A 24,928-nucleotide genomic window follows, 5' to 3' on the forward strand; every position below is an offset into this window, starting at 1 on the left:
TGTAATTTGCTCGTGTCATTATCCTTAAAGTCAGGAGTTTGTCTTTTTTTTCTATTTTCTGAAACAAAGAGGTTGGAGCATAAAACAGAATTTCTTCTGCTATATGCTCCAACCTCTATCTTTACCTTCAGCCAGTGAACATTTAATCTTCTTTCTAAAAGAATCGAAATTATCTCACGCTTGTTATTTCTTAATCAAATTAACAAACGTGTCGACGAATGATTGTAAGAATTGAATAGTTCCCTCATTCTTAACTTTGCCATTTTCATCCAATAATTTCGCTGAATTGGAAATATAGACTTCGGGCTGTTGTACTACCGGCATATTTACTGCCGTTAGTGTTTGGCGTAAATGATGATTGGCGCCAAATCCTCCCAAATTTCCTGGAGATTGACTGATAATGGCTGCTGGTTTGCCGTTCCATACATTATCCGTCTTGGGACGGGAACCGACATCCAGTGCATTACTTAATACAGCAGGTACAGAATGGTTATATTCAGGCGTTACAAATAAAACAGCGTCAATTTCCTTTATTCTGTTACGGAAAGTAGTATATTCTGCCCGAACGTTGTTTTCATTATCATAATCTTGATTATAGAAAGGTAAATTTCCGATTTCGATAAATTCACTTTCATATCCTTCAGGGAATAAAGCCGCAACATTTTCTGCAATTTTTTTAGAAAAAGATTCTTTTCGTAGGCTGCCAACTAAAATACCGATTTTTGTCATTTTATATCAGCCTTCCTCTCAATGTTACTATTACTAATAATCGTCCCTTTTAAAAGTACGCACTTTAAAGTGGTATAGTATACAAAAGATACTAAAGGGGCATTTAGACTTGATTTAGGTTCATTATTTAACTATTTAATTTTTTTGTTTTTCAATTTCCCGTCTTACTACTGGCATTACCTTAGTAGCTAATAATTCAATCGCACTTTCAACCTGGGAAACCGGCTGACAAATATCAAGTTGCATAATAAAGCGATCATGTCCAAATAATTCATATTGATAAAGAATCTTTTCAATGATTTCTTCAGGTCCTCCAACAGCAAGTGCATTGTCTTTAGAAACAGCTGCTGCCACTTGCTCTTTAGGAACACCTCTTCTAAACATTGATTTAATATAATTTGAATAATAGGGGTGAAATTCATCCACAGCTTGCTCTGCAGTCTTGCCAATATAGCCATGGCTTGTGATTGCAACTTTTAAATCCTCTTCTGCGTGTCCTGCCGAAATCCCAGCTTGACGATAGGTTTCTACTAAAGGCTTTACGCTAAGAGGATTACCTCCCAAAATAGCGAGTGCCATTCCAAACCCAGCCTGCCCAGCCCGAGCTGCACTTGCAGGGGTTCCTCCTACTCCTCTCCAAATAGGAATATTATTTTGTTTTGGTCGAGGTGCAATCTCGCTATTATTTAATGGCGAACGAAACTTCCCTTGCCATGTAACACGTTCATTATTATTTAATTCTTGTAACAATTGTAATTTCTCTTCAAAAAGTTCATGATAATCATCCAAGTCATAGCCAAAAAGAGGAAACGATTCAATAAATGCTCCTCTACCTGCCATAATTTCCGCACGCCCACCTGAAATTAAATCTAATGACGAAAAGTCTTCAAATACTCTTACAGGATCTGCTGTCCCTAATACAGTTGTAGCACTGGCTAATCGAATATTTTTTGTTGCTTGTGCAATCGCTGCTAACACAACAGGTGTCGCTGAAACCGCAAAATCCAAACGATGATGTTCCCCTAAGCCAAAAATATCCAATCCTGCTTCATCAGCTAGCTTCGCTGTCTCGGTTATATTTTGAATACGTTCTTCCGCAGAAATCATTTTTCCAGTAATAGGATCTGGAATCATTTCTCCAAAAGTATAGATACCAAATTCAAACTTCTCTTGATTTGTCTTGCTCATAAGGCAATCCCCTTTCAGTCATATAATTATCTTTCCTTAATACAAAATTGAAATACACTGTAGAATTTCTTTATTAGATATTATTTCTAGTATATTGTGAATTAGTTTTCATTAAAAAATGTATTCTTTCTCTTTGGATACTGCTTTTTTATCTTTTCCTCTAAATAGTCATGCAGTCACCATACTGCTTCTCATGAGATGCAGACCCAAGGTTTAGGGTCCCTTCCAACTGCTCATGACTAAATTAAAGGTGCGTTTATCGGAAGGTTCATTCACGTTCTGGTGCATAGTCCATTTGTTTTACTTCCGTTTCCCTTAAACCTGTAATATGATCTTGCTTAAATGATGGACTGTTTATTACCACCATCTTGTGCTATTCCCTTGAGGGTGTTAACACTTCTTTTTGTGGTTGCTGCAAATTGAACAATAATCATGATTAGAACAATCACAACCATTCCAACAACCGCAGAAGCAAAGCTGTTGGTTGTGTCATAAACCCAACCGAGAATGACAGGACCTGATGCACCAATTACATAACCAACAGATTGTGTCATGGCTGACCAAGAGGCTGCTTCTTGGGCATTACCTGTAGCATCGATTGGTAGAAGAAGGTTTAAAGAAAACAATCCGCCTGCTCCAATACCTATAAATGCAGAAGCTAGCAATGGTTCAACATTTAGTACGAGTAGAATGAGTCCAACAAGTTCTATTACGGATTCCACAACTAACCACAAACGACGGGAGGGGAACCTTTTTAACAAAATTGGAAGCGCTAGGCTAACTGGTATTTGCATAGCTACGAATATGGTTAATGCGATTGCTGCGTAATTTTTAGTGTACCCCATTCCTTGAATAATTTGAGGTAGCCATGCAGTAATTGAGTAAAATAACATAGCCATAAGACCAAAGGACAATGTAAGAATCCATGCTTTACCGTTCCCCCACGGCAATTGAATTTTTGTCCCTGCAGAAGCAGTATGAGCTGATTTTTTGACTTGTAGATTAACAAACAACCACCAGATAACTGCAGCTACGAATGCTATAATTGCCCAAAATGCAAGGGAAGTCTGCCAGGAGTTGAAGCTATTCTCTAGCGTTGTAGAGAGAGCAGAACTGAATGCAGCCCCCAAAGTTAGTGCTACGGTATATACTGCAATCATAGAAGGTACGTTATTAGGAAAATGCTGTTTAATAAAACCAGACAACAGCGGACTTATCAAAGCGATACCGATACCTGCAATTAAAGCTGTTGTGACTAGTAGTGATACAGAATCAGTGAACAAACGAATAACAGTACCAACCCCAATAATAACAAGCGATAAGCCTATTATCCGTTCAATTCCCCATTTCCCACTAGCTTTAACGGCGAGCGGAGAAAAAAGACCCATACAAAGCACTGGAATGGAGGTCAACAAACTAGCTACAGCTGCACTCATTCCGAGATCTGTTGTAATGTTCTCAAGTAAAGGGGCGATTGAGTTAATTGCTGGACGTAGATTTAGCGAAGCTATAAATAAAGCGATAATCAATAATACCTTTTTTTTCATCTATTATTCCACCTTTCTTTACTCGTTTTACTGGATTGATTCAAAATAGTACCGTTTCTATAATTTTCAAATGCTTGTCGAATTTCTTCTTCCGTATTCATAACGAATGGGCTCCTGCCAACTACTGGATTATGTGGTTCCCAATGCACTGATTCGATGACCCTGTGAATGTTTCATTTTAAATTCCTCCTATTAATTTGTTTGAGTTGATTTTTAATTATTGTGATCAACAAAATCCATTATGCCAAATTAGTATCAAAATAATAAGTAGGCACTTTAATGTGTGGTAGTTTCTTTGAAGAAACCATGGGTCATGGAGCGGGTTTCAGACGACAAAAATTTGAAAGTAAATTGTAAGAGGGTTAACTATCAGTAAAAGTCACAAATACAAAACAAACCTTCTTTAACGAAGAATCGTCGAATCGCATATTCGAAATTAAGGCATATATATGACTTCGATTATTTTTCCACCCCCTCTTACGCTAACCTGATTCGTTAATTAAAAACACAGTTTTACAAATGTGTATAAATATAATGTTCATACAGTTTCTTATTCAAAAATGATTCATATAGATTTATAATCATAATGTCTATCAATGTGGAGTTATAACTAAAGTTTAACTAAAGACATAATAATAACTAATCTTTAACAATTTGGCACGTTTACGGAAGATCATAAGCCTAATTCCTCGCTAAAATACGGAGGATATATGCTTTTTTATATTGGCGATAAGTGGTAAATCTAGTGGCGATTGCTGGTAAAAAAATTTGACAGAAGTGGTACATTCTTATGGCCGTAATCAAAAGGCTGATATAAAATGACAAAAATCGGTATTTTAGTTGGCAGCCTACGAAAAGAATCTTTTTCTAAAAAAGTTGCGGCTAATATTGCAGAATTATTCCCTAAAGGATTTGAAACAGAATTTATCGAAATTGGAAATTTGCCTTTATATAATCAGGATTATGATGATAAAAATAATGTTCCGGCAGAATATACTACATTTCGTAACAAAATAAAGGAGCTTGATGCTGTTTTATTTGTAACACCTGAATATAACCGTTCTGTACCTGCTGTTTTAAGTAATGCGATAGATGTAGGTTCACGTCCTAAAGTAGCGAATGTATGGAATGACAAACCGGCATCGATTATCAGCCATTCCCCAGGGAATTTAAGTGGATTTGGGGCAAATCATCATTTGCGGCAAATACTTGTATGCTTAAATATGCCAGTGGTTCAACAATCGGAAGCTTATCTTAGTAATGTTGCAGCTTTATTGGATGAAAACGGCAAAGTTAAGAATGAGGGAACTATTCAATTCTTACAATCAGTCGTCGATACGTTTGTAGATTTGATTAAGAGATATGAGGTATCAAGTTTCGTGTTTATTAAGCACATGGTTGCTTATCTTGAATAAGGTTAAGCAATGATTTTCAATAATCGGGCGGTTTTCTGTAGTAATGAAAATCCCAATTTCTCAATATAATGATGAGAAATTGGGATTTTTTATATTTACTTATAGTTAAAATAACGCTTAAAAATAACTCCTAAAGTGACAATTTTTAGAGGACCCCTTTTCTATAACCAAAAACGGTCGATTGAACGACGCTTTAGTTCAACAAGCCAATATGAAAAAGTCGGTTCCTTTATAAGAATTCGACTTTTTTAGGCTAAAATTTTCTTAGCGTATAATATCCAATTTTTATCGGCAGGACCCCAAAATGAAAAACGCTAGCAAATAGCTAGCGTTTTTCATTTTGAAGTTTTTTTATGTTCTAAATGCAAAATACTCCAATCATGCATCGCATCTAAAACAGGTTCAATCGCTTTCCCATACTCCGTAATGGAATATTCTACTTTTGGCGGAACTTGTGGATAAACTTCTCGATGTACGATTTCTTCTTCTTCTAACTCACGTAATTGTGTTGTAAGCATTTTCTGTGTGATACCAGGAATTGCACGTTTTAATTCATTAAAACGCAATACTTTATGTTCAAATAACAAAAGTAAGATAATCGATTTCCATTTTCCTACGATAATTTCTAATGCCCCATCGACTTGACACGCCATTGCTTTCTTTTCCATTCGTGTTTCCTCCTCATAGTTTCCTAAAGGATACTATACTACTTTAAAGTGCGTACTTTATAAAATGTATTATTAAGTTCATAATAACATTAACAAAATTAATTTAAAAGTGGGTCAATAAACAATATCCAATTTAGTTAATTGGTACAAAAATATAACCTGAGATTAAAAATTTACAAAGAAAGAGGCTGAATAACATGAAAGTATTAGCTATTTCTAGTTCAATTGTTGGGTCAAAAACGCGTACGGCTATGAATGCCGTCTTTGAAGAATTTAAAAAATCCTATTCAACTGTTGAGATGGAGTTAATCGATTTAGCGGAAATGGACATTCGATTTAGTGATGGTCGAAATTATTTAGAGTATGAGGGTGATACTGGACGTATTACAAAAGCTATGATGGAAGCAGATGCAATTGTGATTGGTACCCCCATATTTCAAGCGTCTATTCCTGCAACGCTTAAAAATTTGTTGGATTTACTACCTGCGAATGCCTTTCAAGATAAAATTGTCAGCATGGTCATTACATCTGGGTCACCGAAACATTTCTTAATTGCTGAACAACAATTAAAACCAATTCTTTCATATATGAAGGCGCAAATCGTTCAAACTTATGTCTTTATAGAAGAAAAAAATTTCCATCGTAAAGAAATAGTAAATGATGATATTTTCTTCCGTCTTGCACGATTGGTGGAAGACACAGTTTTACTAACCGAAACCTATAAAAATATTCGAGAAGCAAAAGAAGCACAATACGAATTTTAAAGAAATGATTGAACCATCAGTATTTTCATAGCTGATGGTTCATTAAAATACTGCAAACGAACAGAAATAATCAGAATACCTGCTTGCCCAAATATACGCGCTAGGAGGGATTAAAAATGAATAAATGTATGGTTAATCCCAGCTTTAAGAAAGCAATAAATATTTTTAGTAAACGTTGGAATGGCTTAATTATTTATACGATGCTAGACGGACAACAACGTTTTCATAGTATTGAATCTTCAATAGGAATAAGTGGAAGAGTACTGTCCGAAAGGCTAAAAGAATTAGATCAGCTAGGAATTGTTAAACGGGTTATCTATCCAGAAACTCCTGTTCGAATAGAGTATTCCTTGACAGAAAAAGGTTTAGCCTTTAAGCCAATTCTGAATGAGATAGAGAAATGGTCAAATAAATGGGAGAGAACCGAGCAAACTAGCTAAAATTTCTTAAATTTGTGTATTACTTATATGATAAAGCAGCCTTTATACTGACATCCAATAAAGGGCCTGGTGAATGGGGGAAGTTCCTAGGGGACCAAACCCTAACCACGGCAATCCTGGACAGGTTATTACACCGAAGTGAAATCTTCACTTTTGATAAAGAGGCAACCAGTATACGAATGATACGGAAGACTGTTCTTATTAAAAACCAATCAAATTTGTATAACAAGTAAAACATTTTTGATTCCAAAAAACTATGTTTTTTAATCTTTGATCATCCTAAAGGTATGAAGTGGTAAACAGTTTGTCATTCATTGGTACACTTTTGGTCATCCAGTGGTAAAAAATATGTCAAGGATGGTACATTTCATTGGCTGTAATCAGCCTTTCTCTTCAAACGTATTCTTCTTTTACCTTACGAAAAATCATATACGTTTATACTATCGTTTTATTTTTAACTTACAATATTATTATTACACATATATATCATATTAAGAAGTACGCACTTATAAGTGATATAGTATACAAAAGGATACTATGTATGGTGGTAGAAATGGAAAGTGTTCTTAATTTATGGTTATCCCTTTAATTGTTTTAACCCTCAATTTATAATGGTAGTTGTTCAATAATATAGCCAGATTGTTGAACATAAGCTAAACAACACTCTTCAACTAACCTGCCCGTTACTTTAAGTACAAACCTTCACAATCTTTTCTAAACTTTAACATAAATATCCAATTTTAATGAAAGGAGTTTATGCCGCAATCTGGCCCGTTTGCGGGAGAATCCCGCATATCAACATAATTGTATCAAACTTTATTAAATTATCGATCTTTTATTATAAATTATCAAACATTGTTTCAAAGCCACAAATACCTTACGGCACTATGTCACAGGAGTCCATGCGCATGATGTTTGTGACACTCTCAATTGAAAAAGTACGAGTATATTATTATTTCACATCGTGCATTCAAACTACGCTCCGTGAGCGATTCACATGCACGCATGTTCCATACGCCAATCAGTAGCTCATATCTTCGCACGCTGAATGACGCTACGAAGATCAGCCAAACTCAATCTACAACGGTAACACCGTGTCTGACAGAGACAAGGCTTGAGGATGCAAATAAGGGGTCATAAAGACGTTTTCGTATCCGCTGGATAAAATCCCCCACGCGCGTCCTAAAGACGCACATAAAGCCTATTAGAGCGATTTGACGAATAACAAGAAGGGTCACAAAGAAAAACCTAATAATTGCTTGTGGGAGTTTTCAACACCTCAACCGCAAATTGCCCCCGGAAATTCTCGAAGTTTGACAAATGTCCCTCGGTTCCTTGTTTTTTTCGAGAAAACTTTATATGCGTGACATGTGTGTATATATAATATTTTATTATAGTTTTTCATTTAAAAAAGTAGGAAACAAGGAACATAACTCTGTGACCCCTTGATATAATAGCATTCGCATATTCCTTTTTTGCGTGAAAATGCAGGGACATTGGAGGGACTTTTTTAGCAAAGCAGGAACCACTAAAGCGATATTGCATCCATGCAAGTAAAATGAATCGTGTGTTTTCCTGTGAATAAGAGCGCTTTCATGTAAAATTTTACTTGCGTGCATGCAAAATAATCCTAATATAGGAACTTTCCTGGCGAAAAAGGAACTTTTTTCGCCCTAAAAGGAACCAAGTAGGGACAATAGTAAGCGTATTCATTAAAAATAAATGCACGATTATATGTTAGCGATCCCCAATTTTTTCTGTGATTCATAGGATCAGATGATCGGTTTACGCCAATCGCACATATTATTGTTTATAGGAAAAAGACCAGGGCGATAACGCCCTAGTCAATTTGAATAACTTATTATGTTCCACCGGTAAGGGTTTCAAATCTTTCCTCTTGCATCTGACGAAAACAAATTTATTACTGGCGCACCACATCGAGTTGACGGCGAAATGGGCGCTACAAGTTGAATATTTATATATATTTGCTCTTTTGGTGGTCAAACACCTACTTTTAAAGCTCGCACTCATGGTGGCGAAACACCGGCTTTTAAAGTTCACGTTTATGGTAGTGAGACACCCACTTTTAGAGCTCGCACTTATGGTGGCGAAACACCGAACAAGTAACCGCGCGTCACCTTATCTATAGTTTTAGTATATTCGCTTTGCTTTATTCATTCAAGGGGAAAAAATTAATTTTTAATTAATGGGCTATCTTCAACCTATATTCTTCTTATTAGTTAGCTACGTTCCCCCCAACGATAAGAGAACGCCTTTTAATATAATAGGAACCCTGCGTCGGGGTTCCCGTGGTTGATCTTTATAATGCCCTGGATTCGTCGCCTAGGGCTTCGTTGTATTTTGTAATAGAGGCGAAGTAACAGGAAGTTTGAACAGAATTGCAGGCGTTGTTGCTATTTTTAACGCAAAAATAGCCCCCTGTCTCCAATGGGTAAGGGCTATTTTTTCTTTTAGATTAGATAACGCCAATCCCCTATCAGAAGGATGAGTATCTACTTGACCACAGTTCCTACGATATGGTCATTTTTTTATTGTATGTTTCTATACTACCATCATACCACATTTTCACAAAAAATACACGGAACGAATACCTATAAGTTATTTTCACCTTCCCCTTAAAGTTTTTAAACAAATAGATATCAAGTTTTGACTATCCGTAAACTATTCTTTCTTTGTACAAATGTATTCAAGCAAATTGCCTTGTCAAATGTAAGGTACAACCATATTTACACAGAGCTCACAGTATCTCTGAGAACGACGAAGTGGTAAAACGGATTCTCTCTTCCAATGAGGTTGAAGCATCTATTGAGAACAATGTATTAGATTTAGATAACACTCAGAAGCATGATATATCTAATAACAATACCAAGGACGGTTCACAGGATTGTGGCAAGGTCACTACATTCCCCCCGATAGGAACTGCCTATCTGTTTTTTTCGTGACCTCTTTTTTAAAGCACTTCAGAGCTTATCATCGGCTCATTGAGGGTAATATCCCATACGATCCACCAGAATTTGTTCGATGATGTTCTTTTTTGTGGTGAGTTCTTGATACATTTGCTGTCCAACCTCGTTAACTTCGTCATAATTGCCAATTTTAGCTTCGTCGGGGGCTTTTCTGACGGTTTGCATGGTTTTATACATATCGGAACGTTCTTTTCGTATATGGCTTAATAGGCGCATTAAATCATATGTGTGTAGTTCTTTTAATTGTGGTTGCGTGTAATCACTTGCTGTGTCATCTAAGTTCGGGTTTAATTGAGGGCGTTTTGCATGCAGATCGGCACGGCAGAAGTCACATACATTACTATTTTGTGTTTCAGTTTTGCAATAAGAACAAATCATATAATCATAACGCACCTTTCTATTTTTTAATTTAGGTATAAAATGTTATATAAATTATAAAATAAATAAAACCAAACGACAACAATGTGAATACCTGTGAGGGGACGGTGCTTTAAGCACCGTAGACGCACACCTCTCTATTAATAAAGAGTTGGAACAAGATATAAGAGGACAAGGTCGGAAAATTACCTGTGGATAAGTATTTTAAAAGGTTTCTATTGTGGATAACTCTTTTAAGAAGTATGTCACCAGAGAACGCTTTTTTCGAGTTGTATGACAGCTAGAGGACGGGTTGAGATCGATGTATGACCATAAAAGAACGGTTTTTTAAGAGAAGTGACCCTACCAGAGAACGGGTTTTATTGGTTATTTACGGCTATATTTATTGGAAAGTATATCCGACACAGCACGGTTCGGCTAAAAAGTATTACCATGAGGGAACGGTTTTTTAAGAGAAGTGACCCCACCAGAGAACGGGTTTTATTGGTTATTTACGGCTATATTTATTGGAAAGTATATCCGACACAGCACGGTTTGCCTAAAAAAGTATTACCATGAGAGAACGCTTTCATTAAGAGAAGTGACCCCACCAGAGAACGGGTTTTATTGGTTATTTACGGCTATATTTATTGAAAAGTATGTCCGACACAGCACGGTTTCGCTAAAAAAGTATTACCATGAGAGAACGCTTTTTTAAGAGAAGTGACCCCACCAGAGAACGGGTTTTATTGGTTATTTACGGCTATATTTATTGGAAAGTATGTCCGACACAGCACAGTTCGGCTAAAAAAGTATTACCATGAGAGAACGGTTTTTATTCAAGCATACCCAAATAAAAAGGCAACTAAACAGGCATAAAATGCACCCCAAATTAGATTTAACTCTAACCTTTGGGGTGCAGTGCGTTATAGGGCCACTTTCTCAGTTATCGTGCTGTTCACACATCGCACGAATATGGCGCGTATATTTATCCATACCATCGTGATCCAAACGGAACTTCAAATCAGGATGGATTAAGTACCGGGTTTTGTTTTTTGACTTTAATACCATGACCGCGCCTGCTTTTTGCAAGATATCCATGTAGTTATCAATGGTTTTTCGGTTGGCATTCTCATACCCAGGATATGACCGATGTGACTCTCAGACAAATGCTTTAATGCTTTCGGATTTCGTTCTAAGGCTTCGAGCAGCGTCACTCCTTCTTGCAATATCGATTCATCTGGGTTGGATACTAAATAATAGGTTTCGATATGAAAGTAGGGCATCACGCAATGCAAGAGTCCGATCATATTATGTATGCTCGTCTTGGTTTACGATGGCGATTCTTCAATTCATTAATCTTTTCGACTTCATTAATGACATCGCTCAGTTTGTTTTGGAATAGTTTCACGAACTTTTCTCTTGGTTTTGTGGTGGTCTTCCCTTTTTGGAAATAAAGCTCGTTTAAGACGTAATGAACCACTCGTCCATCATGCGGGCTTTTAATCTTTTCCAATAACCTAATGCGTGTGAACTTATTCAGACGTTTCATGGTCTTGGTTAATTCCAGGTTCCACAAACTCGAAATCATCTCATTTGTTAATGGCTCCTCTTCTTTTTTCAACGGTGCCCCACAAAATCACACGGTAAATCACACAGCTTTTACACCCAAAATCACAGTATAAATCGCATTGAAAAAGGGACGAAGAATGTTCTCTTCGTCCCTTTTATTAACAAAATAGCTTGTTAAACTAACGCACCATTTACTTTAAGCATCTTATTTCACATATTAACAAAACGCCCTAAACAGAAGGAACAGTGAACTAAAATTCATTCTTACTTATTAAAAACATTTAAAAAACCAATACTAAAATGACTATCTTTGAAAGGTTGTGTTTTTATTGAATCAGGAAAAAAAAGTAGCCAATGAACTCCAAAAAATGATGACCGCGAACCTGGTACCAGTGTCAGTGCAGGAAGATATAAACGATTCTTTTCCACAACAAATTCTCCCGTATCATTTATAACATATATTCATTTATAAAAACAATCCCTTAATATTTTAATTAAAAAGCGAAAAAAAGGTTGAAATGTATTGTACGAACCTGCGGAGTTAAACTTGATGATTGGTTGTTTCCAGATTTCTTCTGTCAATCTCGATTTTTAAAATTTCAATAAAATCTGAATGTATTTTTTGATCTATAGCTTTGTAATATGAACGAAGTAATAAAACATCAGAAATATTCATTATCACATATATTTTCCTCTCCAGAATATTGGCAACATTATACACTGTATATCAAAAAAAGATTTTTGTTAAGTCTCTTATTATATAAAATACTAATTATACTTGAAATGCCATAGACAATTTGTGATTTGAAAGGGATCATGAGAAATCCTCTATTAAATAAAAATGATACGTCAAGTTAGGAAATGTTGTAAATTGTCGAAAAAAGTTGTTTTTATTTAGGGAATAGTTATAATGGAAGTAAGGGAAAATAATACCAGTTCAATTTCCGATAAAGGCAAACCTATTGAAAAATAGGGACGCAAAGCTACGGGTCTAAGGCAACTAAGTTTGCTATGACAGCCGGGTTACCGAAGAAGATGGTTGACGTTTGAAACGCTACCACCTTTTGAGGTGGTTTTTGTTTGGATTTTTTTAATCAAGGAGCTTTTGTGAATGCCTGTAACTAAGATAAAAGACTTAATAGAACAACAACAATTTTTCCATCACTTTCAACCTATATACAATCTAACAATAAGGAAAAAGATAGGGTGCGAGGTATTGTTCCGATCAAACCTTATTAAGAATCCGGAAGTAGTCTTTCAAACTGCTTTAAAAGTAAATCTGCTTTATGAATTAGAAAAAAGATCAACTGAGAATGCAATTACTTCATATTCTAAATCTCCATATTCACCAGAGAATGGAAAGTTATTCATCAATGTCTTTCCTTCTACCCTTGTTAACCCAGATTTCCCATCCTTTATAACGACAGTTTTATCAAAATCTAAACTCCATTAATGAAGAAATAATTTTTGAAATTAACGAGGCGGAGATTGTTTTTGACATTACCTCTTTGAAAAGTAATATATCTTTGTTAAAGAAAAGAGGCTTTCAGATAGCGATTGATGATGTTGGTAAGGGTTCTGCTTCTTTAAAGTCAATTATTGAATTAGAGCCTGATTATTTGAAAATGGATAATTATTTTGCATTTGATTTGTCCGTTTCGGAACAGAAACAGGAAATGATTAAATCCTTTATGACTTACTGTGAAAATACGAATACGAAATTCATATTAGAAGGAATCGAAAAAACTGAAGATCTGGCTGTTGCTAAAGATTTAGGGGTTTTATATGGTCAAGGATTTTTGTTGGGAAAGCCGACTTCTTTGAAAAATATGTCATAGAGCGAGGGACGATTAACATGGCAAATCTGCTAGAATTTTTTCAAGACTGGATAAGAGATAATCGGCTATTAGTAATGGAAATCATATTTGAGGGGATTGGTCGGAAAACGATCAAAGGAAGAATGATTAAATTTAATCAATATGAGAATAGCACCCTTATCTATATAGATGATACAAAAACAGTGGAGCATTTTATGATTAATCAGATTGATGAAATTACACCTGTAGAATAGCCTGATTTAGATGGTAATAATTGAGGGATGTATTAAAATTACCCTCTTTAAAAAAGAGCATAAACGTCAACCTTTGGAGCATTCAACAGGTAGGAGATGGAACTGTTGTAGATAATTAAGGAGACTGGTAAATGAATTTCTTAAAAATCTCAAAAAAACATAACCTTAATCTTATTGAAGTAAGCATACTTGTTAGTCTTAACCGTAGGTATCCTTGCCCAGCTTCCATAGAGGAAATGACAAACGATAAGACTATATATTGGCAAATTCAAGTAAGTCTCAATAAATTAAATGAAAAAAACTTGATTGAGATAAAAGAGCAAAAGTACAAGATTATAAAGTAATAACTTTATTTTCATTAAATTTAGAGAGGGAAATACGATGAAAAACTATGGTTCTTGTGTATATTGCGGAAAAATCGACCGCCTTATATCCAATTTATGTAGCGATTGTTACAACGAAGAAGTGGATAATATAGAAAAGGTAAAAGGAATATTATTAAAGTGTCCAAATTCCAACGCTTTCGATTTAGCGATAAAATCTGACATTTCTATCCATAAAATCACTCGTCTAATAAAGAAAGGGACATTAATATAGTTTGCATCTCTATGAATGCGTGTTAAAACATTTTAGCATAGAAGATGTGGTGAGAAACTGTAATTTACAGTTTAGTAATACTATGGAGTTAATCCGAGAGTTAAAAGTATTTTATGTTCATCTTTAAGTATAAAATCTTGTGTTATTGCTTACAAGAGTTTGTGTTAAACCTGTTTGAATTATTTTTAATAACCAGGAAAAGAACGGATATGGGAAGATTAAATCCTATTTTACAATTTAGTTGAAACAAAAAATATTTACCAAAACTTAACAGTAGTCATGGTTTCATTCTAGTAAAGTTGGAAAGGTGACTGTATAAAAGGAAGTGAAATTAATGGTAAACTACTTAGAAATTGCACAAGAAAATAATTTGACTCTAATTGAAGTAAGCATACTTGTTCGACTTAATCAGAGATATCCACATGCAGTATCAATGGATGAGCTATCTGAAGATGAAGGCAATCATTCACTGATAAAGCAAAACATAAATAAATTAGTATCGAAGAATCTTGCGGTTCCACGATTTCAGAAATATTTAATTAGGAAGGACCATGGTTAATAAGGTATGTACGGAGTTGTCTAGAAAGGTTAAAACCTACAAATAAAAAAGAATATTCAGGCATAAAAAAATAGTATAGTTTAATTAACAAAGTAAATAATACTTAGTGGACATGGCTGCAAAGGCCGTCCTCCCCTTACTTATTGCCTCTTTATAAAAGATGGGCATTTTTTATGGTAATCAGAAATTCAAGTGCAAAATCAAAATCATATACCTCGTTAACTCTCGTATCGACCAACGAATCAGTTAACTCATCATGATTTTACCAGTTTGTTTCCCAACTCTAACACCAAATCAAAATTGTGTGACATTTATTTTCCGTGACCTAGATGAAAAAAATTGCGAATTGGCTTTATAAATAATTGCCATTGAAATGAGCCACCTATGCCATGAAATTGATCCACCTAAAACATCATTTTGATCCACCTCTGCCATTAAGTGATCCTGTATTATTCACTTACTATAAATATTCGGAAACGGTCTTTACAAGGTGATGTGGTAATGTATAGGTTTCCCATGCCAGGCAAGCTCCTAGCTGCAGTATATTTCCTGAAATTATTACCACAGAGGCTCCTTGTCAAGACCTTGAAATGGGCATACTTCTTCAAAACTGGTCTACATATCTGCTTTTTGGCAATTTATTTAAGTGGATCAAAAAAGATGGCTCGACTGGTTCTGCGTGATGGCAATATACAATCCGAGAGTTAAAAGTATTTAATGTTCATCTTTAAGTATAAAATCTTGTGTTATTGAGTCCCCTTATTAGGTACAAAGAGTTGTGTGAAACCTGTTGAATTATTTTTAATGACCAGGTCTCGTAAAGATTTAAATCGTATGTAATTAATATAGTATTTATGTTAAACCTTCTCTTTTTGATTCTGTTATTTTCTGATACTCTACAATTAATTTATCTAATTCTTGACTACATTCTATTGTATTTTCACTACTAATACCATAAACTTCCGCCGTTTTTAGCAACGTTTCTTTTTTCTGATTTATTTTCTCTATCAAGTTCACTTTCGTTTCTTTGTTATATGCAAACATAAGTTTCTCCCATAAAAATTATAGATTTCATAAATTATTTTCCTTTAAAGCCTTTAAAGCCTTTAAAGTTAGGAGCCAAATCAAGGCAAATATTGGCAATTCATAAGTTATTTTGACGTAATATATACATTTCCCTTTATTAGTGTTCTTAAACAATATAATTCAATAATAATCGCAAGTTGAATGAATGGCGTTTAATAAATGTAATGTTTTTGCTTTAGGGAAATACCTATTTAACCAAAGAGGATGCTAATATTAACATATATGAATAGGATTTCTCATAGGAAAAGTAGAGCAATTTATTATTGATCAATATGTTAGTTAGAAACTTCGTATATATAACAAATCTTGTTAATCCAGGCGATATATGGTAAAACTAATAAAGTATTACTATCAATGAAGGAGAGATGCGTAATGAATAAAACAGAATTAGTTAATAAAGTTGCTGAGGCTTCAGAGCTTTCAAAGAAAGATACAGGCAAAGCAGTTAATTCTATTTTCGAATCTATTAGTGAAGCACTTTCAAGTGGAGACGGAGTTCAACTAATCGGTTTTGGTAATTTTGAAGTTAGAGAAAGATCCGCAAGAAAGGGTCGTAACCCACAAACAGGTGAGGAAATAGAAATAAAAGCAAGTAAAGTACCTGCTTTCAAACCAGGTAAAAGTCTAAAAGAAGCAGTGAAGTAAGTACATAAAGTCAGCATAAAATGTTGGCTTTATTTCTTTGTTTTAATAATAATTTGGAAAATTATAATTAAAACTTAATGCAATTAATGAAGACAGATATTACAAAAAACGGTCATTTTTCATAGTGATTCTTTTCAAAGTAAGAGCTTACGTAAGTAAAATACTTTTGGCATATGAGCATGGCCATCAATGGAACACCATAATAGCAGGAGAAGTTCAAAGGTCAGATTTTGTAGCCAAACATCGTCAATAATTGTTCTTTGTTAAAAGGATTTACATTTTATAATAAAGGTGGGAAAACTATTTTAACTACCACGGTGTTCCATTAGACCGACAATATATTACCCGCATCATAAACGGTAAAGTAATGGTGAGCTACATCGGATCCTACGCTTGGGATATAGACAAAAAATGAAACCAAATATAGGAAAATATAGGTAATCCGGTGCCTTACCCAATTTTCCTATTAAGTGTAACAGTTCAAGGAGATAGTTTTGCAATAGGACAGCCACAATCTAATTTCCCTAAAAATATACTTGTATAGGGTTATGTTTCGGCAATCCTAATTTTGACTTTCACTCCTCATAGTAATCCTATAAAAAGAACAACAAAAAACACATAGATCATTAATCTATGTAAACTTCAAGGATACTCTCTAGAGATACTATGGTGTATTTGTTATCATTCAGTTGTAAATACCTTTTCATTGTATCAATCTTTTTTAGTTTGCCATTTATTTTATGAAAGTCATATCTCTTGTAATACTCAATGGTTATACTCAGGTCGTTATGTATTGCTAGTTGTAATTTCATGTTTATATCATTTAATTGCTGCTCATCCAGTTCTGACTTTATCTTATGTTCCTTCTCTTCCCACATTTGATTCAAGAGATTTATATGTTCAGGCATCATCATCGCTGTCCACTTGATATTTCCTCTATCATTTACCATCTCGTTCTCCACCTTTTAAAAGATAAATAAAAAAGAAAAACAATTCATTGTTCCCTCATCAAGAACAATTGTTCCTATTTTAACATATAGAAAACACTAAAATCAATATTATGTTTTTGTAAAGACAAAAGATAAAGCAGAAACATGAACATAATACCGGTGCCTTACCTATCCCGTCTATTAGTGTCCCGGTACAAGGAGGGTTTTTATGTTTTTTAAAATCAGGAAGTACGAAACCTTATTTACGTCTATATTACTTGTATAGGGTTATGTTTCGGCAATCCTGATTTTGTCGTAACTTTCAATCTTTTGTTAGAACCCATCTCCTACATTTCCCTACTAATTCTGTGTTTCAGTAATCATTGGAATATAATGATGAAAATTATCCTTTTTATAAAGGTTAATTTTTTGTTTTAATAGAAAAAGGTATATCTTTATTTTCAGAATAGATAAAATAGTGTATTATGAAATTGGGTGAAATGTGTCTAAAATTGTAAAGAGGTGTAGCTTATTGATTGCCGAAAAAGATTTAAAATTAATGCAAACGGCGTACGGTTTATTGTATGAGTTAGAAAATTCTATGCGAACCTTCATTAGGGCTAATATGGAAGATTACTATGGGATTCATTGGTTCCACTGCGCACCACGAATTGTGTTAAAACGCCCACCATCTAAATCTTTTGAAAGCCTCCTGTTCAGCGACTACGAAACATACTTCCGAAATTATCCCAAAGCCTTTACTAACTTACCACCAAAATTATTCACTCTACTTCATCAACTTTATCCAATACGAAACAAAATTGCCCATAATCACTTACTCTCTCTATCAGAGTTTGAATTGCTTGAACAATACTGTTCATGTTTGATTAAATTTATGGACAATAAACATCGAAAGTCATTAGTCATGTCTTAGGCATAGTAATGAAGATTATAAGGTAAGTTTTAAAGCATATTGGTGTTATTTCAATCAGGAAAAGATGCCTGTTGTACTTTAAATGAAGAGTGTAAACGGGGCACCTAATTTACATGTACAATTAATTGCACCGCAAAATGCGGTGCTTTTTGTTGTCAATAAAATAGAGTTCAAATTGAACTAGGCTATTTCCATATTTTTTTTATTTGCTTATTCAACTAAAGCACCAAATAGCGGAAGAAGTTACAAAACTTCTTCTGTTGCTTCTTTTTTAAATATCCCAACAAATAACATAACAAGTCCTACGATGAAACCTATGGGAAATAGGATCCACATAATCATTGACGCCCAACCACTTCCAACGATAGCTGCGTATGTTAGCCCAATCGCGAAAGATAAGGCTGGGGAAATTGACACCATAAGAGCGAAGCCCCATACCCTATATTTTCTCTTTTTCGACTTTCCTTCACCAAACTGATAAGCCAAAACTGCTCCAAGAACTGCTATTGCATACCCCACGACAATTGCCATTTTTTAATCCCCCTTTATAAATCTTAAATTCTCCATCCCGTCATACCTTTGTTCAAGTAATGCACCCGTTTGTTGAAGCAAAAAGTCTATTGAGGTTTTACGTTTTCGGAATAAGGCATTTTTGTAATTATAATTGGATCACTTAAATTTACGTTTGGAATTTGTTGTGGTTCACTTTCACTGGGCATAGATTGAACATTTTTTGCCTCTGGTGGTAATGGTTCATCAACAGAATCCATAATAATGACTTTCTGTTCATACTGTCCATTTTCTTCAACCGATTTTCCTTCAATTTGTTCTTTATTTTGTGATTCTTGTGTGTTATTACAACCAAATAAAACAAAACTTAATGTTACAGTTAGAAAGGCGATAGTAACCTTTTTCATTCATAACTCCCCCTAAAAATTGTTTTATAATATAGACGAATTTGTACCAACAATTGTTTCAATTATGGAAAATTAAAACCAGTCCTTCTTTCATTAAACTGCCAGTTACTAAAATAACCTTGCCACTTATTGCAGTAATGCACCATTTAGTTTGAAACTGATTTAATAATGTATCCCCTTATTAGAAAACACATTTATTTCATATTTTGCTATATCATCTTTAGATAAATTATCTTCTAGGTACTTCTCAACTTTTCGTATATCATCTTTATCATAAACATCTACGAAAATTGCAGGTTCTCTTTCACTAGATTCCCCATATCCACCAACTTGGGTACTTTGCACTTTATATTTATTCCATACAGAATCAACAACTCCATCTACACTGTATGGCTCTTTTTGTGGAAACCCAATAAACGTAAAAGTAGCAACAGCACACATTAAAACTAATATTCCTAACTTCCTTTTTATCCCCATTTTTCAAACCCTCCGTTACTTATTACTATAAATATTATTTCATAAATTGCCCGTGATTCCTATACAATTTTATCCATTAATGAACCCGTTAGCTAAATATTATTAAATATCATTTTTCTTTAATTCTTTTTCAATATCAAAATTCATTTTTCCATCACGATACTTAGAAAATGGGTCATTTCCATTGATAACCCATGCTTTTCCTTCCCATTCATCAACTGTTTCAGACCATTCAAAACTGTCTCCGTTCACCTCAACATTGAGGGTTATTTCCGCAAAAAATGTATGACCATCTTCTTGTCTAAATTTTTTAATTTCAAAATCCGTAACCTTATATTTTTTTTCCTTCAAGACATTAACTTTTTTCATATAAAATTCTTTAGTTTCTTTTTTACTTAATGTCGTGCCATCAGTAGGATGTTTATCTTCAACAAAGTCATATAAATATAATGTTTCGAAGGCTTTTTCATAGTTTCCATTTACAAGAGCATTATAATAAGCATTTGTCACATTCTTTAGCTTTTGTTTTGGACCAGAACAACCTATTAAAGATAAACTTACTAACGAAATTAACATAACTATGATGACTTTCCTCATTGTTATCCCCCTAATTTATAACAGTGCTATATTCCCACTTTCTCACAAAATACAATCTGAACATTTTTCCCAATTTTTTCAAAAACCTTCTTCTACATATAACTGCCAATTACTAAAAAACCGTCGCCATTTATTGTAGAAAAGCACAATTTAGCTTAAAAAACAAATGCAATAATTGCTAAAATAAATAGAAATATTATGAGAAAAAAAGGAAAAAATACATTTCTTATTTCTTCTTCGCCTTCTGCTTTTTTAACTTTTTTCTATAATCTCTCCAAGCCAAAAACACGCTAATTATAACCATGAAAAATAAAAGTGACATTCCAAAATCCAAATGAAACTCCCCCAATTCATATTTAATAAGAAAACCTATACATTTTTCTTGAATTATGTACCATATACTTGAATAACCGTCAAACAAGATAAAGACAAGCGATTATTATTAAAACCATAAAAAAGGGTGCTATCTTATCTATCATACGTGTCTTGATATTATTTTTCTTGTTATACCACATTACTTTAATAATTTAGATAACCAAAAAAAGTGTTAATAAAGGTACAAATAAAACGATATAAACCTGCTTAAATTCAGGAAGGATGCTACCTATAATTATTGCTGCCACCTAAATTATAAGAAAAAATATAAATTTAGTACCTCTATACTTATTTTCGTTAAACAGTAACTCAAGAATTTTTTTCTTTATTTTCAAATTTCCACTCCTCTTTATTGAACTAAACTGCCCGATATTTAAATAACTCCTCATTCATAATACCATAATATTCAAAAAATATTTATTAAAAAAAGACGCTCGTTTAAATGACCGCCTTGTTCAACTGTTGCACCATTTAGGTGAAGAAGAAAAAGAGACGCTTATTAAACAATCGCAATTGTGGATGAACAATTGCTTTAGAAATCGGTTTGTCCTTATTGTGAACATTAGCCCTAGCTTAGTTAAATTTTTTTGAAACTCAGCATATACGATTCGGGTAAATAAATAGGGGTATTACTAAACCAAATGGAGGTTTACAACCTTTAAAAGTTATTCTACTTAAAATTTCCCCATCCTCGATGGAACAAAATATCTAAAGGTCACGGGTCCTTTTTTCAAGAACAATATTATTTGACTCCTCAAAATTAAGCCTAAATGTTTTTGCACTCATTTCTTTCGCCTTGGGTAATGTCCTTAATGCTGGGTGGACAAGCCAAACAATAGCTATACATAGCACGCCAACTCCTGTAAAAGTAAAGATAACTTCGCTGTTTACTATAGTGGCTAAATAACCACCTAATAAGGAGCCTATAGGCATGACAATAACACTCAAACTATACATTGCTGAGTTAACCCTACCCAAAACTCTATTCGGAATAACGGATTGATTAACCCCTGCAAATAATACATTTACCGCACCAATCGGTATCCATGCTAATCCGAAAAGTAAGGTTGTAAGTATAGGTGATGAAACGATTCCTGCAAACGCCCAGCAGCATGCCCCCAATGTGAAGCAAACGATGGATAGGATACCGACACGATATTTTCCAAGAAAGGAACCCAGTAATGCTCCAATTAAAGATCCTGCAGACAACGATGTTAATAATACGCCATACATTTCAACTCCACCTAATGTATCGGAAAAAGAAGGTAATATGGCCATGGTAATGCCAATACAAAAGTTAGCAACGGAAGATCCAACTAAAAATACCCACAATAACGATTTAAAAACGGTTGAAAACCCTTCTTTTAGTTCTCCAAAATAAGCTTTTATGGATAACTCGCTATTTTTCTCATCTTTAGAACTTTGCTCTGTATTCTGGGGAACTTTTAGCAAACTAAACAGGATGGCTGCGATAGCAAAAGTTATAGAATCTACAACAAACAAACTTATTGCCCCTACAGCTGCTACGAAAATTCCGGCTAGAGCATTAAATATGATATCTACTCCTTGATAAGCAAAGGAAAAAAGCGAATTGCCCTTTATTAATTGTGATTTATGAAGGATTAAAGGAAGTGCTTTTGTCTGAGTTGGGTAAGCGAATTCCTCTATAAATGCAATAATAGGCATTACAATTAAAATTAATTGAATGGAAAGAAAGCCGAATAAATAGGAGATAGGTATAATTAAGACGAGTACGGATTGTAGAATTTGTGTAATCACTAAAGTCTTCTTAATTCTCCATCTATCCACAAACGGTCCTGTAAGAAACTGCATTGCTTTGGGCAATAATATTAAGAACCCTGCAAGACCTGTATAGAAAGAGCTTTTACCCAGTTCATAAACAAGCCACATAGATGCAATATAATATAGACTATCCCCCATATTTGTTACGATTCTACCTAAAAATAAATATAAAAAATCTTTGTTTTTTAGTAATAATTTCACTATTTCTCCTCCTGGTTAAAATAATCAAATCGGTTAATTTTTTTTAACAATACTATAAAAAGTAGAAGGAGACTTGTTATTCCTCCTCTTTGTTATCTTTCATATCCTCCATTATAGGCTCGTCAATTTCGAAAGCCATAGTGGAAATATAATAGATTTTACTATCAGGGTGATCTACATCATCATCTTTTGTCAATTCACTAAACTCTTGCATTAAAGCGAAGTACTTTTTTATCCATTCCTTAAAGTGTTCTTCCTTTGCCGAAAATTGCCACATCGAGCCTACATAATCCCATTCAGAAGGATTCTCACTAGCTTTATTCAATTTAAAAGCTTTTTCGGGCGCTGAAAGTATTGCACTTTTGGTTCTTTCTGCCATTTGAAGGAGTAGTTGCCTAGAAGTTTCGCTAATATCTGTTAGGTGAGGAAGTAATTCTGCAGAAGGAGTAAAACCTCTAGCAACAGATTGATAAAACTTCTGAATGATTCCATTCTTTTCTTCTTTCTTGACAATTGAAATGAGCTGATTTTTTTCTAATTCTTTAAGATGGTAGTGAATTTTTGCCCGTGATAAATTAAAGTACGCTGATAGCTGTTGACCTGTATATGGTTTTTCTAATAAACGCATCATCATCTCTGCCCGTAACGGATCACTAAGAGCTTTTAATTGACTGTGATTTGTTAAGGTTAACATCTGTTTCATAAAATCAACTCCGTATCATTAAATTACTCGGTAAAATATATTTAACTTAATTTTATCATTTATTTATTCTACAAACAAGATAAATGAACTATACCGAATAATAATCTTCTTTAGAGTTTTCTTCTCAAAATTAAGTTAGCTTGTTACTGAACCGTAAATTACAGAAACTAGCGTGTTATAGCTTACTAAAATATTATTAGAGTAAGAAGTTACAGCTAGCTTTTTCATAATTATCTCCTCAGTTTAGTATTTAAAACTAAACTGGTTTTATTCGAGTATACTGCTCCTTTAGCTCAATATCTCTATACCTAAAAAATAACATAATATTCAAATTATTTTAATGAATTTTTCCAGAAGAAAAAGGCGGTCAATTTAATGATCACCTTTTTTAACTCTTGCACCATATAGTTGAATAATTCTCGTATATTATTCATTATACTAACAATTGGTCTGTTCGGCTTTTTCTATCTCACCGCTTTGGTCATTTACATAATCAGTGCCGAACTCACAATCTGCATCTATTTCCCATTCAACGATATACTCTCCTGAACTATGACTTACTGATTTTATTTTAACTTCTCCTATTCCTCCAGAATGGCGTTCCATAACGATTGATTCTGCTTCTTCTTCTGTTATTTTAGGACTTGCACTATTTTCACAGCCAATAACAATAAACAATATAAAAACAATCATACTAATAAAGGTGATTTTTTTCATTTTTCTCCCTCCTTTATAAAATGACGTTGGTTTACTATTAAAAGTTTCTTATATTTCCTGTTCTGTTCCACTAACTTGCCCCGATAACACAATTAAAGATATAGCTGTTCGATGTTCAAGTAATGCACCAGTTACCACAATAAGCTTATAAATCGTGACTGCTCGTGTTATCCGAGATAAAATAGTTCTTTTCAATTTTTTCAAGAAAATACATTATAAATAAAATCAACCAAGAACCAACTTTAATACTAATACTGGCAGTCCAGATTGCTGTAAAAAATACCAACAAAGATAAGAAAACTAAGGAAACAGTCTTTGATTTGCTGGACTTGGGTTTGCGTGTCCTCTCTGGTGTTAGTAATCTAAGGATGAAGAATACAACGAAAAAAATTATCGCACCTATTTTATCGCTAACCACAAGGTAGGATAAACAAGCAGTCATTGCCGAATATAAAAATGTAAAGATAAATTTCCTCAAAATAGCCCCTCTGTTCCACTCTTCTTCCCTTAATAGAATATATATTAAATTTTGACTTTTCAATTTCAAACATTTCCCCTCCCTTTTTCTATTTTCAAAAACCTTATTTTATAATCCTACCCCGTTTAGATCAAGAACCTTTTAATTTAATATTACCATAATATTCCAAAGG

The 24,928-nt window shown here is 33.9% G+C and carries 28 protein-coding genes, 1 pseudogene and 1 riboswitch; of the genes and pseudogenes, 10 read left to right on the forward strand and 19 right to left on the reverse strand.

Annotated elements, in window-relative coordinates; translation table 11 throughout:
- Window positions 1–183: 183 nt before the first annotated feature.
- From ACHABU_RS08980 to ACHABU_RS08995, 4 genes are all read right to left on the reverse strand, one after another.
- On the reverse strand, window positions 184–729 hold the full coding sequence (locus ACHABU_RS08980; RefSeq protein WP_435764496.1) for an NADPH-dependent FMN reductase: 546 nt from the start codon (window positions 727–729) through the stop codon (window positions 184–186).
- 135 nt (window positions 730–864) lie between these two features.
- Window positions 865–1,917 carry an LLM class flavin-dependent oxidoreductase gene (locus tag ACHABU_RS08985; RefSeq protein WP_435764497.1) on the reverse strand — a complete coding sequence of 351 codons (1,053 nt, stop codon included), beginning with the start codon at window positions 1,915–1,917 and terminating at the stop codon, window positions 865–867.
- 338 nt (window positions 1,918–2,255) lie between these two features.
- Window positions 2,256–3,464 (reverse strand): MFS transporter, encoded by a 1,209-nt coding sequence (locus ACHABU_RS08990; protein ID WP_435764498.1) that lies wholly within the window; start codon window positions 3,462–3,464, stop codon window positions 2,256–2,258.
- Window positions 3,461–3,613, reverse strand: a complete 153-nt coding sequence (locus tag ACHABU_RS08995) for a pirin-like C-terminal cupin domain-containing protein (protein ID WP_435764499.1) — start codon at window positions 3,611–3,613, stop codon at window positions 3,461–3,463. Before ACHABU_RS08995 ends, ACHABU_RS08990 begins: the two co-directional genes overlap by 4 nt.
- A 669-nt stretch (window positions 3,614–4,282) precedes the next feature.
- Here ACHABU_RS08995 and ACHABU_RS09000 point away from each other — a divergent pair.
- Window positions 4,283–4,879 carry an NADPH-dependent FMN reductase gene (locus ACHABU_RS09000; RefSeq protein ID WP_435764500.1) on the forward strand — a complete coding sequence of 199 codons (597 nt, stop codon included), beginning with the start codon at window positions 4,283–4,285 and terminating at the stop codon, window positions 4,877–4,879.
- A 335-nt stretch (window positions 4,880–5,214) separates the two neighbouring features.
- Here the strand turns inward: ACHABU_RS09000 and ACHABU_RS09005 are convergent, their stop codons facing one another.
- Window positions 5,215–5,547, reverse strand: a complete 333-nt coding sequence (locus tag ACHABU_RS09005; RefSeq protein WP_435764501.1) for a winged helix-turn-helix transcriptional regulator — start codon at window positions 5,545–5,547, stop codon at window positions 5,215–5,217.
- Between the two features lie 197 nt (window positions 5,548–5,744).
- Here ACHABU_RS09005 and ACHABU_RS09010 point away from each other — a divergent pair, with 197 nt between their 5' ends.
- The 3 genes and pseudogenes from ACHABU_RS09010 to ACHABU_RS09020 form a co-directional block, all read left to right on the forward strand.
- Complete coding sequence (locus tag ACHABU_RS09010) at window positions 5,745–6,311, forward strand: NADPH-dependent FMN reductase (protein WP_435764502.1); 567 nt, start codon at window positions 5,745–5,747, stop codon at window positions 6,309–6,311.
- 116 nt (window positions 6,312–6,427) lie between these two features.
- Window positions 6,428–6,751 (forward strand): winged helix-turn-helix transcriptional regulator, encoded by a 324-nt coding sequence (locus ACHABU_RS09015; protein WP_435764503.1) that lies wholly within the window; start codon window positions 6,428–6,430, stop codon window positions 6,749–6,751.
- Window positions 6,752–6,753: 2 nt separating this feature from the next.
- A pseudogene (locus tag ACHABU_RS09020) lies at window positions 6,754–6,984 on the forward strand (ATP-binding protein); the annotation flags it as partial.
- 2,766 nt (window positions 6,985–9,750) lie between these two features.
- On the opposite strand, the gene ACHABU_RS09025 reads toward ACHABU_RS09020, so the two are convergent.
- From ACHABU_RS09025 to sda, 4 genes are all read right to left on the reverse strand, one after another.
- Window positions 9,751–10,116: a hypothetical protein gene (locus ACHABU_RS09025; RefSeq protein WP_435764504.1), complete on the reverse strand. Its 366-nt coding sequence runs from the start codon at window positions 10,114–10,116 to the stop codon at window positions 9,751–9,753.
- A 1,285-nt stretch (window positions 10,117–11,401) separates the two neighbouring features.
- Complete coding sequence (locus ACHABU_RS09030; RefSeq protein ID WP_435764505.1) at window positions 11,402–11,719, reverse strand: winged helix DNA-binding protein; 318 nt, start codon at window positions 11,717–11,719, stop codon at window positions 11,402–11,404.
- Between the two features lie 212 nt (window positions 11,720–11,931).
- Complete coding sequence (locus tag ACHABU_RS09035) at window positions 11,932–12,096, reverse strand: hypothetical protein (RefSeq protein WP_435764506.1); 165 nt, start codon at window positions 12,094–12,096, stop codon at window positions 11,932–11,934.
- A 112-nt stretch (window positions 12,097–12,208) separates the two neighbouring features.
- Entirely contained in the window at window positions 12,209–12,343 is a 135-nt protein-coding gene (gene sda, locus ACHABU_RS09040) for a sporulation histidine kinase inhibitor Sda (protein WP_435764568.1), read from the reverse strand.
- A gap of 266 nt (window positions 12,344–12,609) precedes the next feature.
- Window positions 12,610–12,698, forward strand: a riboswitch (cyclic di-GMP riboswitch).
- Between the two features lie 80 nt (window positions 12,699–12,778).
- Here sda and ACHABU_RS09045 point away from each other — a divergent pair.
- The 5 genes from ACHABU_RS09045 (at window position 12,779) to ACHABU_RS09065 (ending at window position 14,894) form a co-directional block, all read left to right on the forward strand.
- Window positions 12,779–13,120 carry an EAL domain-containing protein gene (locus ACHABU_RS09045; RefSeq protein WP_435764507.1) on the forward strand — a complete coding sequence of 114 codons (342 nt, stop codon included), beginning with the start codon at window positions 12,779–12,781 and terminating at the stop codon, window positions 13,118–13,120.
- A 55-nt stretch (window positions 13,121–13,175) separates the two neighbouring features.
- Window positions 13,176–13,505 carry an EAL domain-containing protein gene (locus ACHABU_RS09050; protein ID WP_435764508.1) on the forward strand — a complete coding sequence of 110 codons (330 nt, stop codon included), beginning with the start codon at window positions 13,176–13,178 and terminating at the stop codon, window positions 13,503–13,505.
- Window positions 13,506–13,522: 17 nt separating this feature from the next.
- Window positions 13,523–13,738 (forward strand): hypothetical protein, encoded by a 216-nt coding sequence (locus ACHABU_RS09055; protein WP_435764509.1) that lies wholly within the window; start codon window positions 13,523–13,525, stop codon window positions 13,736–13,738.
- A gap of 131 nt (window positions 13,739–13,869) precedes the next feature.
- Window positions 13,870–14,082 carry a hypothetical protein gene (locus ACHABU_RS09060; protein ID WP_435764510.1) on the forward strand — a complete coding sequence of 71 codons (213 nt, stop codon included), beginning with the start codon at window positions 13,870–13,872 and terminating at the stop codon, window positions 14,080–14,082.
- 587 nt (window positions 14,083–14,669) lie between these two features.
- A complete protein-coding gene (locus tag ACHABU_RS09065; RefSeq protein ID WP_435764511.1) occupies window positions 14,670–14,894 on the forward strand; it encodes a hypothetical protein in 225 nt (74 codons plus the stop codon).
- A gap of 852 nt (window positions 14,895–15,746) precedes the next feature.
- On the opposite strand, the gene ACHABU_RS09070 is transcribed toward ACHABU_RS09065, so the two are convergent.
- On the reverse strand, window positions 15,747–15,938 hold the full coding sequence (locus ACHABU_RS09070) for a Spo0E family sporulation regulatory protein-aspartic acid phosphatase (RefSeq protein ID WP_435764512.1): 192 nt from the start codon (window positions 15,936–15,938) through the stop codon (window positions 15,747–15,749).
- Between the two features lie 414 nt (window positions 15,939–16,352).
- Here ACHABU_RS09070 and ACHABU_RS09075 point away from each other — a divergent pair, with 414 nt between their 5' ends.
- Window positions 16,353–16,625, forward strand: a complete 273-nt coding sequence (locus ACHABU_RS09075) for an HU family DNA-binding protein (protein ID WP_435764513.1) — start codon at window positions 16,353–16,355, stop codon at window positions 16,623–16,625.
- 626 nt (window positions 16,626–17,251) lie between these two features.
- On the opposite strand, the gene ACHABU_RS09080 is transcribed toward ACHABU_RS09075, so the two are convergent.
- The 9 genes from ACHABU_RS09080 to ACHABU_RS09120 form a co-directional block, all read right to left on the reverse strand.
- Window positions 17,252–17,575, reverse strand: coding sequence for a YolD-like family protein (locus ACHABU_RS09080; protein ID WP_435764514.1), 324 nt, complete (start codon window positions 17,573–17,575; stop codon window positions 17,252–17,254).
- Window positions 17,576–18,731: 1,156 nt separating this feature from the next.
- Complete coding sequence (locus ACHABU_RS09085) at window positions 18,732–19,019, reverse strand: hypothetical protein (RefSeq protein WP_087973534.1); 288 nt, start codon at window positions 19,017–19,019, stop codon at window positions 18,732–18,734.
- A gap of 86 nt (window positions 19,020–19,105) precedes the next feature.
- Window positions 19,106–19,405 (reverse strand): hypothetical protein, encoded by a 300-nt coding sequence (locus tag ACHABU_RS09090; RefSeq protein ID WP_435764515.1) that lies wholly within the window; start codon window positions 19,403–19,405, stop codon window positions 19,106–19,108.
- Window positions 19,406–19,567: 162 nt separating this feature from the next.
- Window positions 19,568–19,882 carry a hypothetical protein gene (locus tag ACHABU_RS09095; protein WP_435764516.1) on the reverse strand — a complete coding sequence of 105 codons (315 nt, stop codon included), beginning with the start codon at window positions 19,880–19,882 and terminating at the stop codon, window positions 19,568–19,570.
- Window positions 19,883–19,984: 102 nt separating this feature from the next.
- On the reverse strand, window positions 19,985–20,479 hold the full coding sequence (locus tag ACHABU_RS09100; protein ID WP_435764517.1) for a hypothetical protein: 495 nt from the start codon (window positions 20,477–20,479) through the stop codon (window positions 19,985–19,987).
- A 1,083-nt stretch (window positions 20,480–21,562) separates the two neighbouring features.
- Window positions 21,563–22,858 (reverse strand): MFS transporter, encoded by a 1,296-nt coding sequence (locus ACHABU_RS09105; protein ID WP_435764518.1) that lies wholly within the window; start codon window positions 22,856–22,858, stop codon window positions 21,563–21,565.
- Window positions 22,859–22,934: 76 nt separating this feature from the next.
- Window positions 22,935–23,561 (reverse strand): ArsR/SmtB family transcription factor, encoded by a 627-nt coding sequence (locus ACHABU_RS09110; RefSeq protein WP_435764519.1) that lies wholly within the window; start codon window positions 23,559–23,561, stop codon window positions 22,935–22,937.
- A gap of 438 nt (window positions 23,562–23,999) precedes the next feature.
- Entirely contained in the window at window positions 24,000–24,278 is a 279-nt protein-coding gene (locus tag ACHABU_RS09115; RefSeq protein WP_435764520.1) for a hypothetical protein, read from the reverse strand.
- Between the two features lie 145 nt (window positions 24,279–24,423).
- A complete protein-coding gene (locus tag ACHABU_RS09120) occupies window positions 24,424–24,825 on the reverse strand; it encodes a hypothetical protein (RefSeq protein ID WP_435764521.1) in 402 nt (133 codons plus the stop codon).
- Window positions 24,826–24,928 lie beyond the last annotated feature (103 nt).

The sequence above is a fragment of the Oceanobacillus sp. CF4.6 genome (assembly GCF_051262635.1).
In the GTDB taxonomy this organism is placed as follows: Bacteria; Bacillota; Bacilli; order Bacillales; family Amphibacillaceae; genus Oceanobacillus.

Coding starts and splice junctions, on each gene's coding strand:
- ACHABU_RS08990 (WP_435764498.1), bottom strand. CDS start 3,464: ATGAAAAAAAAGGTATTATTGATTATCGCTTTATTTATAGCTTCGCTA.
- ACHABU_RS08985 (WP_435764497.1), bottom strand. CDS start 1,917: ATGAGCAAGACAAATCAAGAGAAGTTTGAATTTGGTATCTATACTTTT.
- ACHABU_RS09010 (WP_435764502.1), top strand. CDS start 5,745: ATGAAAGTATTAGCTATTTCTAGTTCAATTGTTGGGTCAAAAACGCGT.
- ACHABU_RS09045 (WP_435764507.1), top strand. CDS start 12,779: ATGCCTGTAACTAAGATAAAAGACTTAATAGAACAACAACAATTTTTC.
- ACHABU_RS08980 (WP_435764496.1), bottom strand. CDS start 729: ATGACAAAAATCGGTATTTTAGTTGGCAGCCTACGAAAAGAATCTTTT.
- ACHABU_RS09095 (WP_435764516.1), bottom strand. CDS start 19,882: ATGGGGATAAAAAGGAAGTTAGGAATATTAGTTTTAATGTGTGCTGTT.
- sda (WP_435764568.1), bottom strand. CDS start 12,343: ATGAATATTTCTGATGTTTTATTACTTCGTTCATATTACAAAGCTATA.
- ACHABU_RS09100 (WP_435764517.1), bottom strand. CDS start 20,479: ATGAGGAAAGTCATCATAGTTATGTTAATTTCGTTAGTAAGTTTATCT.
- ACHABU_RS09070 (WP_435764512.1), bottom strand. CDS start 15,938: ATGTTTGCATATAACAAAGAAACGAAAGTGAACTTGATAGAGAAAATA.
- ACHABU_RS09110 (WP_435764519.1), bottom strand. CDS start 23,561: ATGAAACAGATGTTAACCTTAACAAATCACAGTCAATTAAAAGCTCTT.
- ACHABU_RS09015 (WP_435764503.1), top strand. CDS start 6,428: ATGAATAAATGTATGGTTAATCCCAGCTTTAAGAAAGCAATAAATATT.
- ACHABU_RS09055 (WP_435764509.1), top strand. CDS start 13,523: ATGGCAAATCTGCTAGAATTTTTTCAAGACTGGATAAGAGATAATCGG.
- ACHABU_RS09000 (WP_435764500.1), top strand. CDS start 4,283: ATGACAAAAATCGGTATTTTAGTTGGCAGCCTACGAAAAGAATCTTTT.
- ACHABU_RS09090 (WP_435764515.1), bottom strand. CDS start 19,405: ATGAAAAAGGTTACTATCGCCTTTCTAACTGTAACATTAAGTTTTGTT.
- ACHABU_RS09065 (WP_435764511.1), top strand. CDS start 14,670: ATGGTAAACTACTTAGAAATTGCACAAGAAAATAATTTGACTCTAATT.
- ACHABU_RS09080 (WP_435764514.1), bottom strand. CDS start 17,575: ATGGTAAATGATAGAGGAAATATCAAGTGGACAGCGATGATGATGCCT.
- ACHABU_RS09075 (WP_435764513.1), top strand. CDS start 16,353: ATGAATAAAACAGAATTAGTTAATAAAGTTGCTGAGGCTTCAGAGCTT.
- ACHABU_RS09085 (WP_087973534.1), bottom strand. CDS start 19,019: ATGGCAATTGTCGTGGGGTATGCAATAGCAGTTCTTGGAGCAGTTTTG.
- ACHABU_RS09115 (WP_435764520.1), bottom strand. CDS start 24,278: ATGAAAAAAATCACCTTTATTAGTATGATTGTTTTTATATTGTTTATT.
- ACHABU_RS09060 (WP_435764510.1), top strand. CDS start 13,870: ATGAATTTCTTAAAAATCTCAAAAAAACATAACCTTAATCTTATTGAA.
- ACHABU_RS09005 (WP_435764501.1), bottom strand. CDS start 5,547: ATGGAAAAGAAAGCAATGGCGTGTCAAGTCGATGGGGCATTAGAAATT.
- ACHABU_RS09025 (WP_435764504.1), bottom strand. CDS start 10,116: ATGATTTGTTCTTATTGCAAAACTGAAACACAAAATAGTAATGTATGT.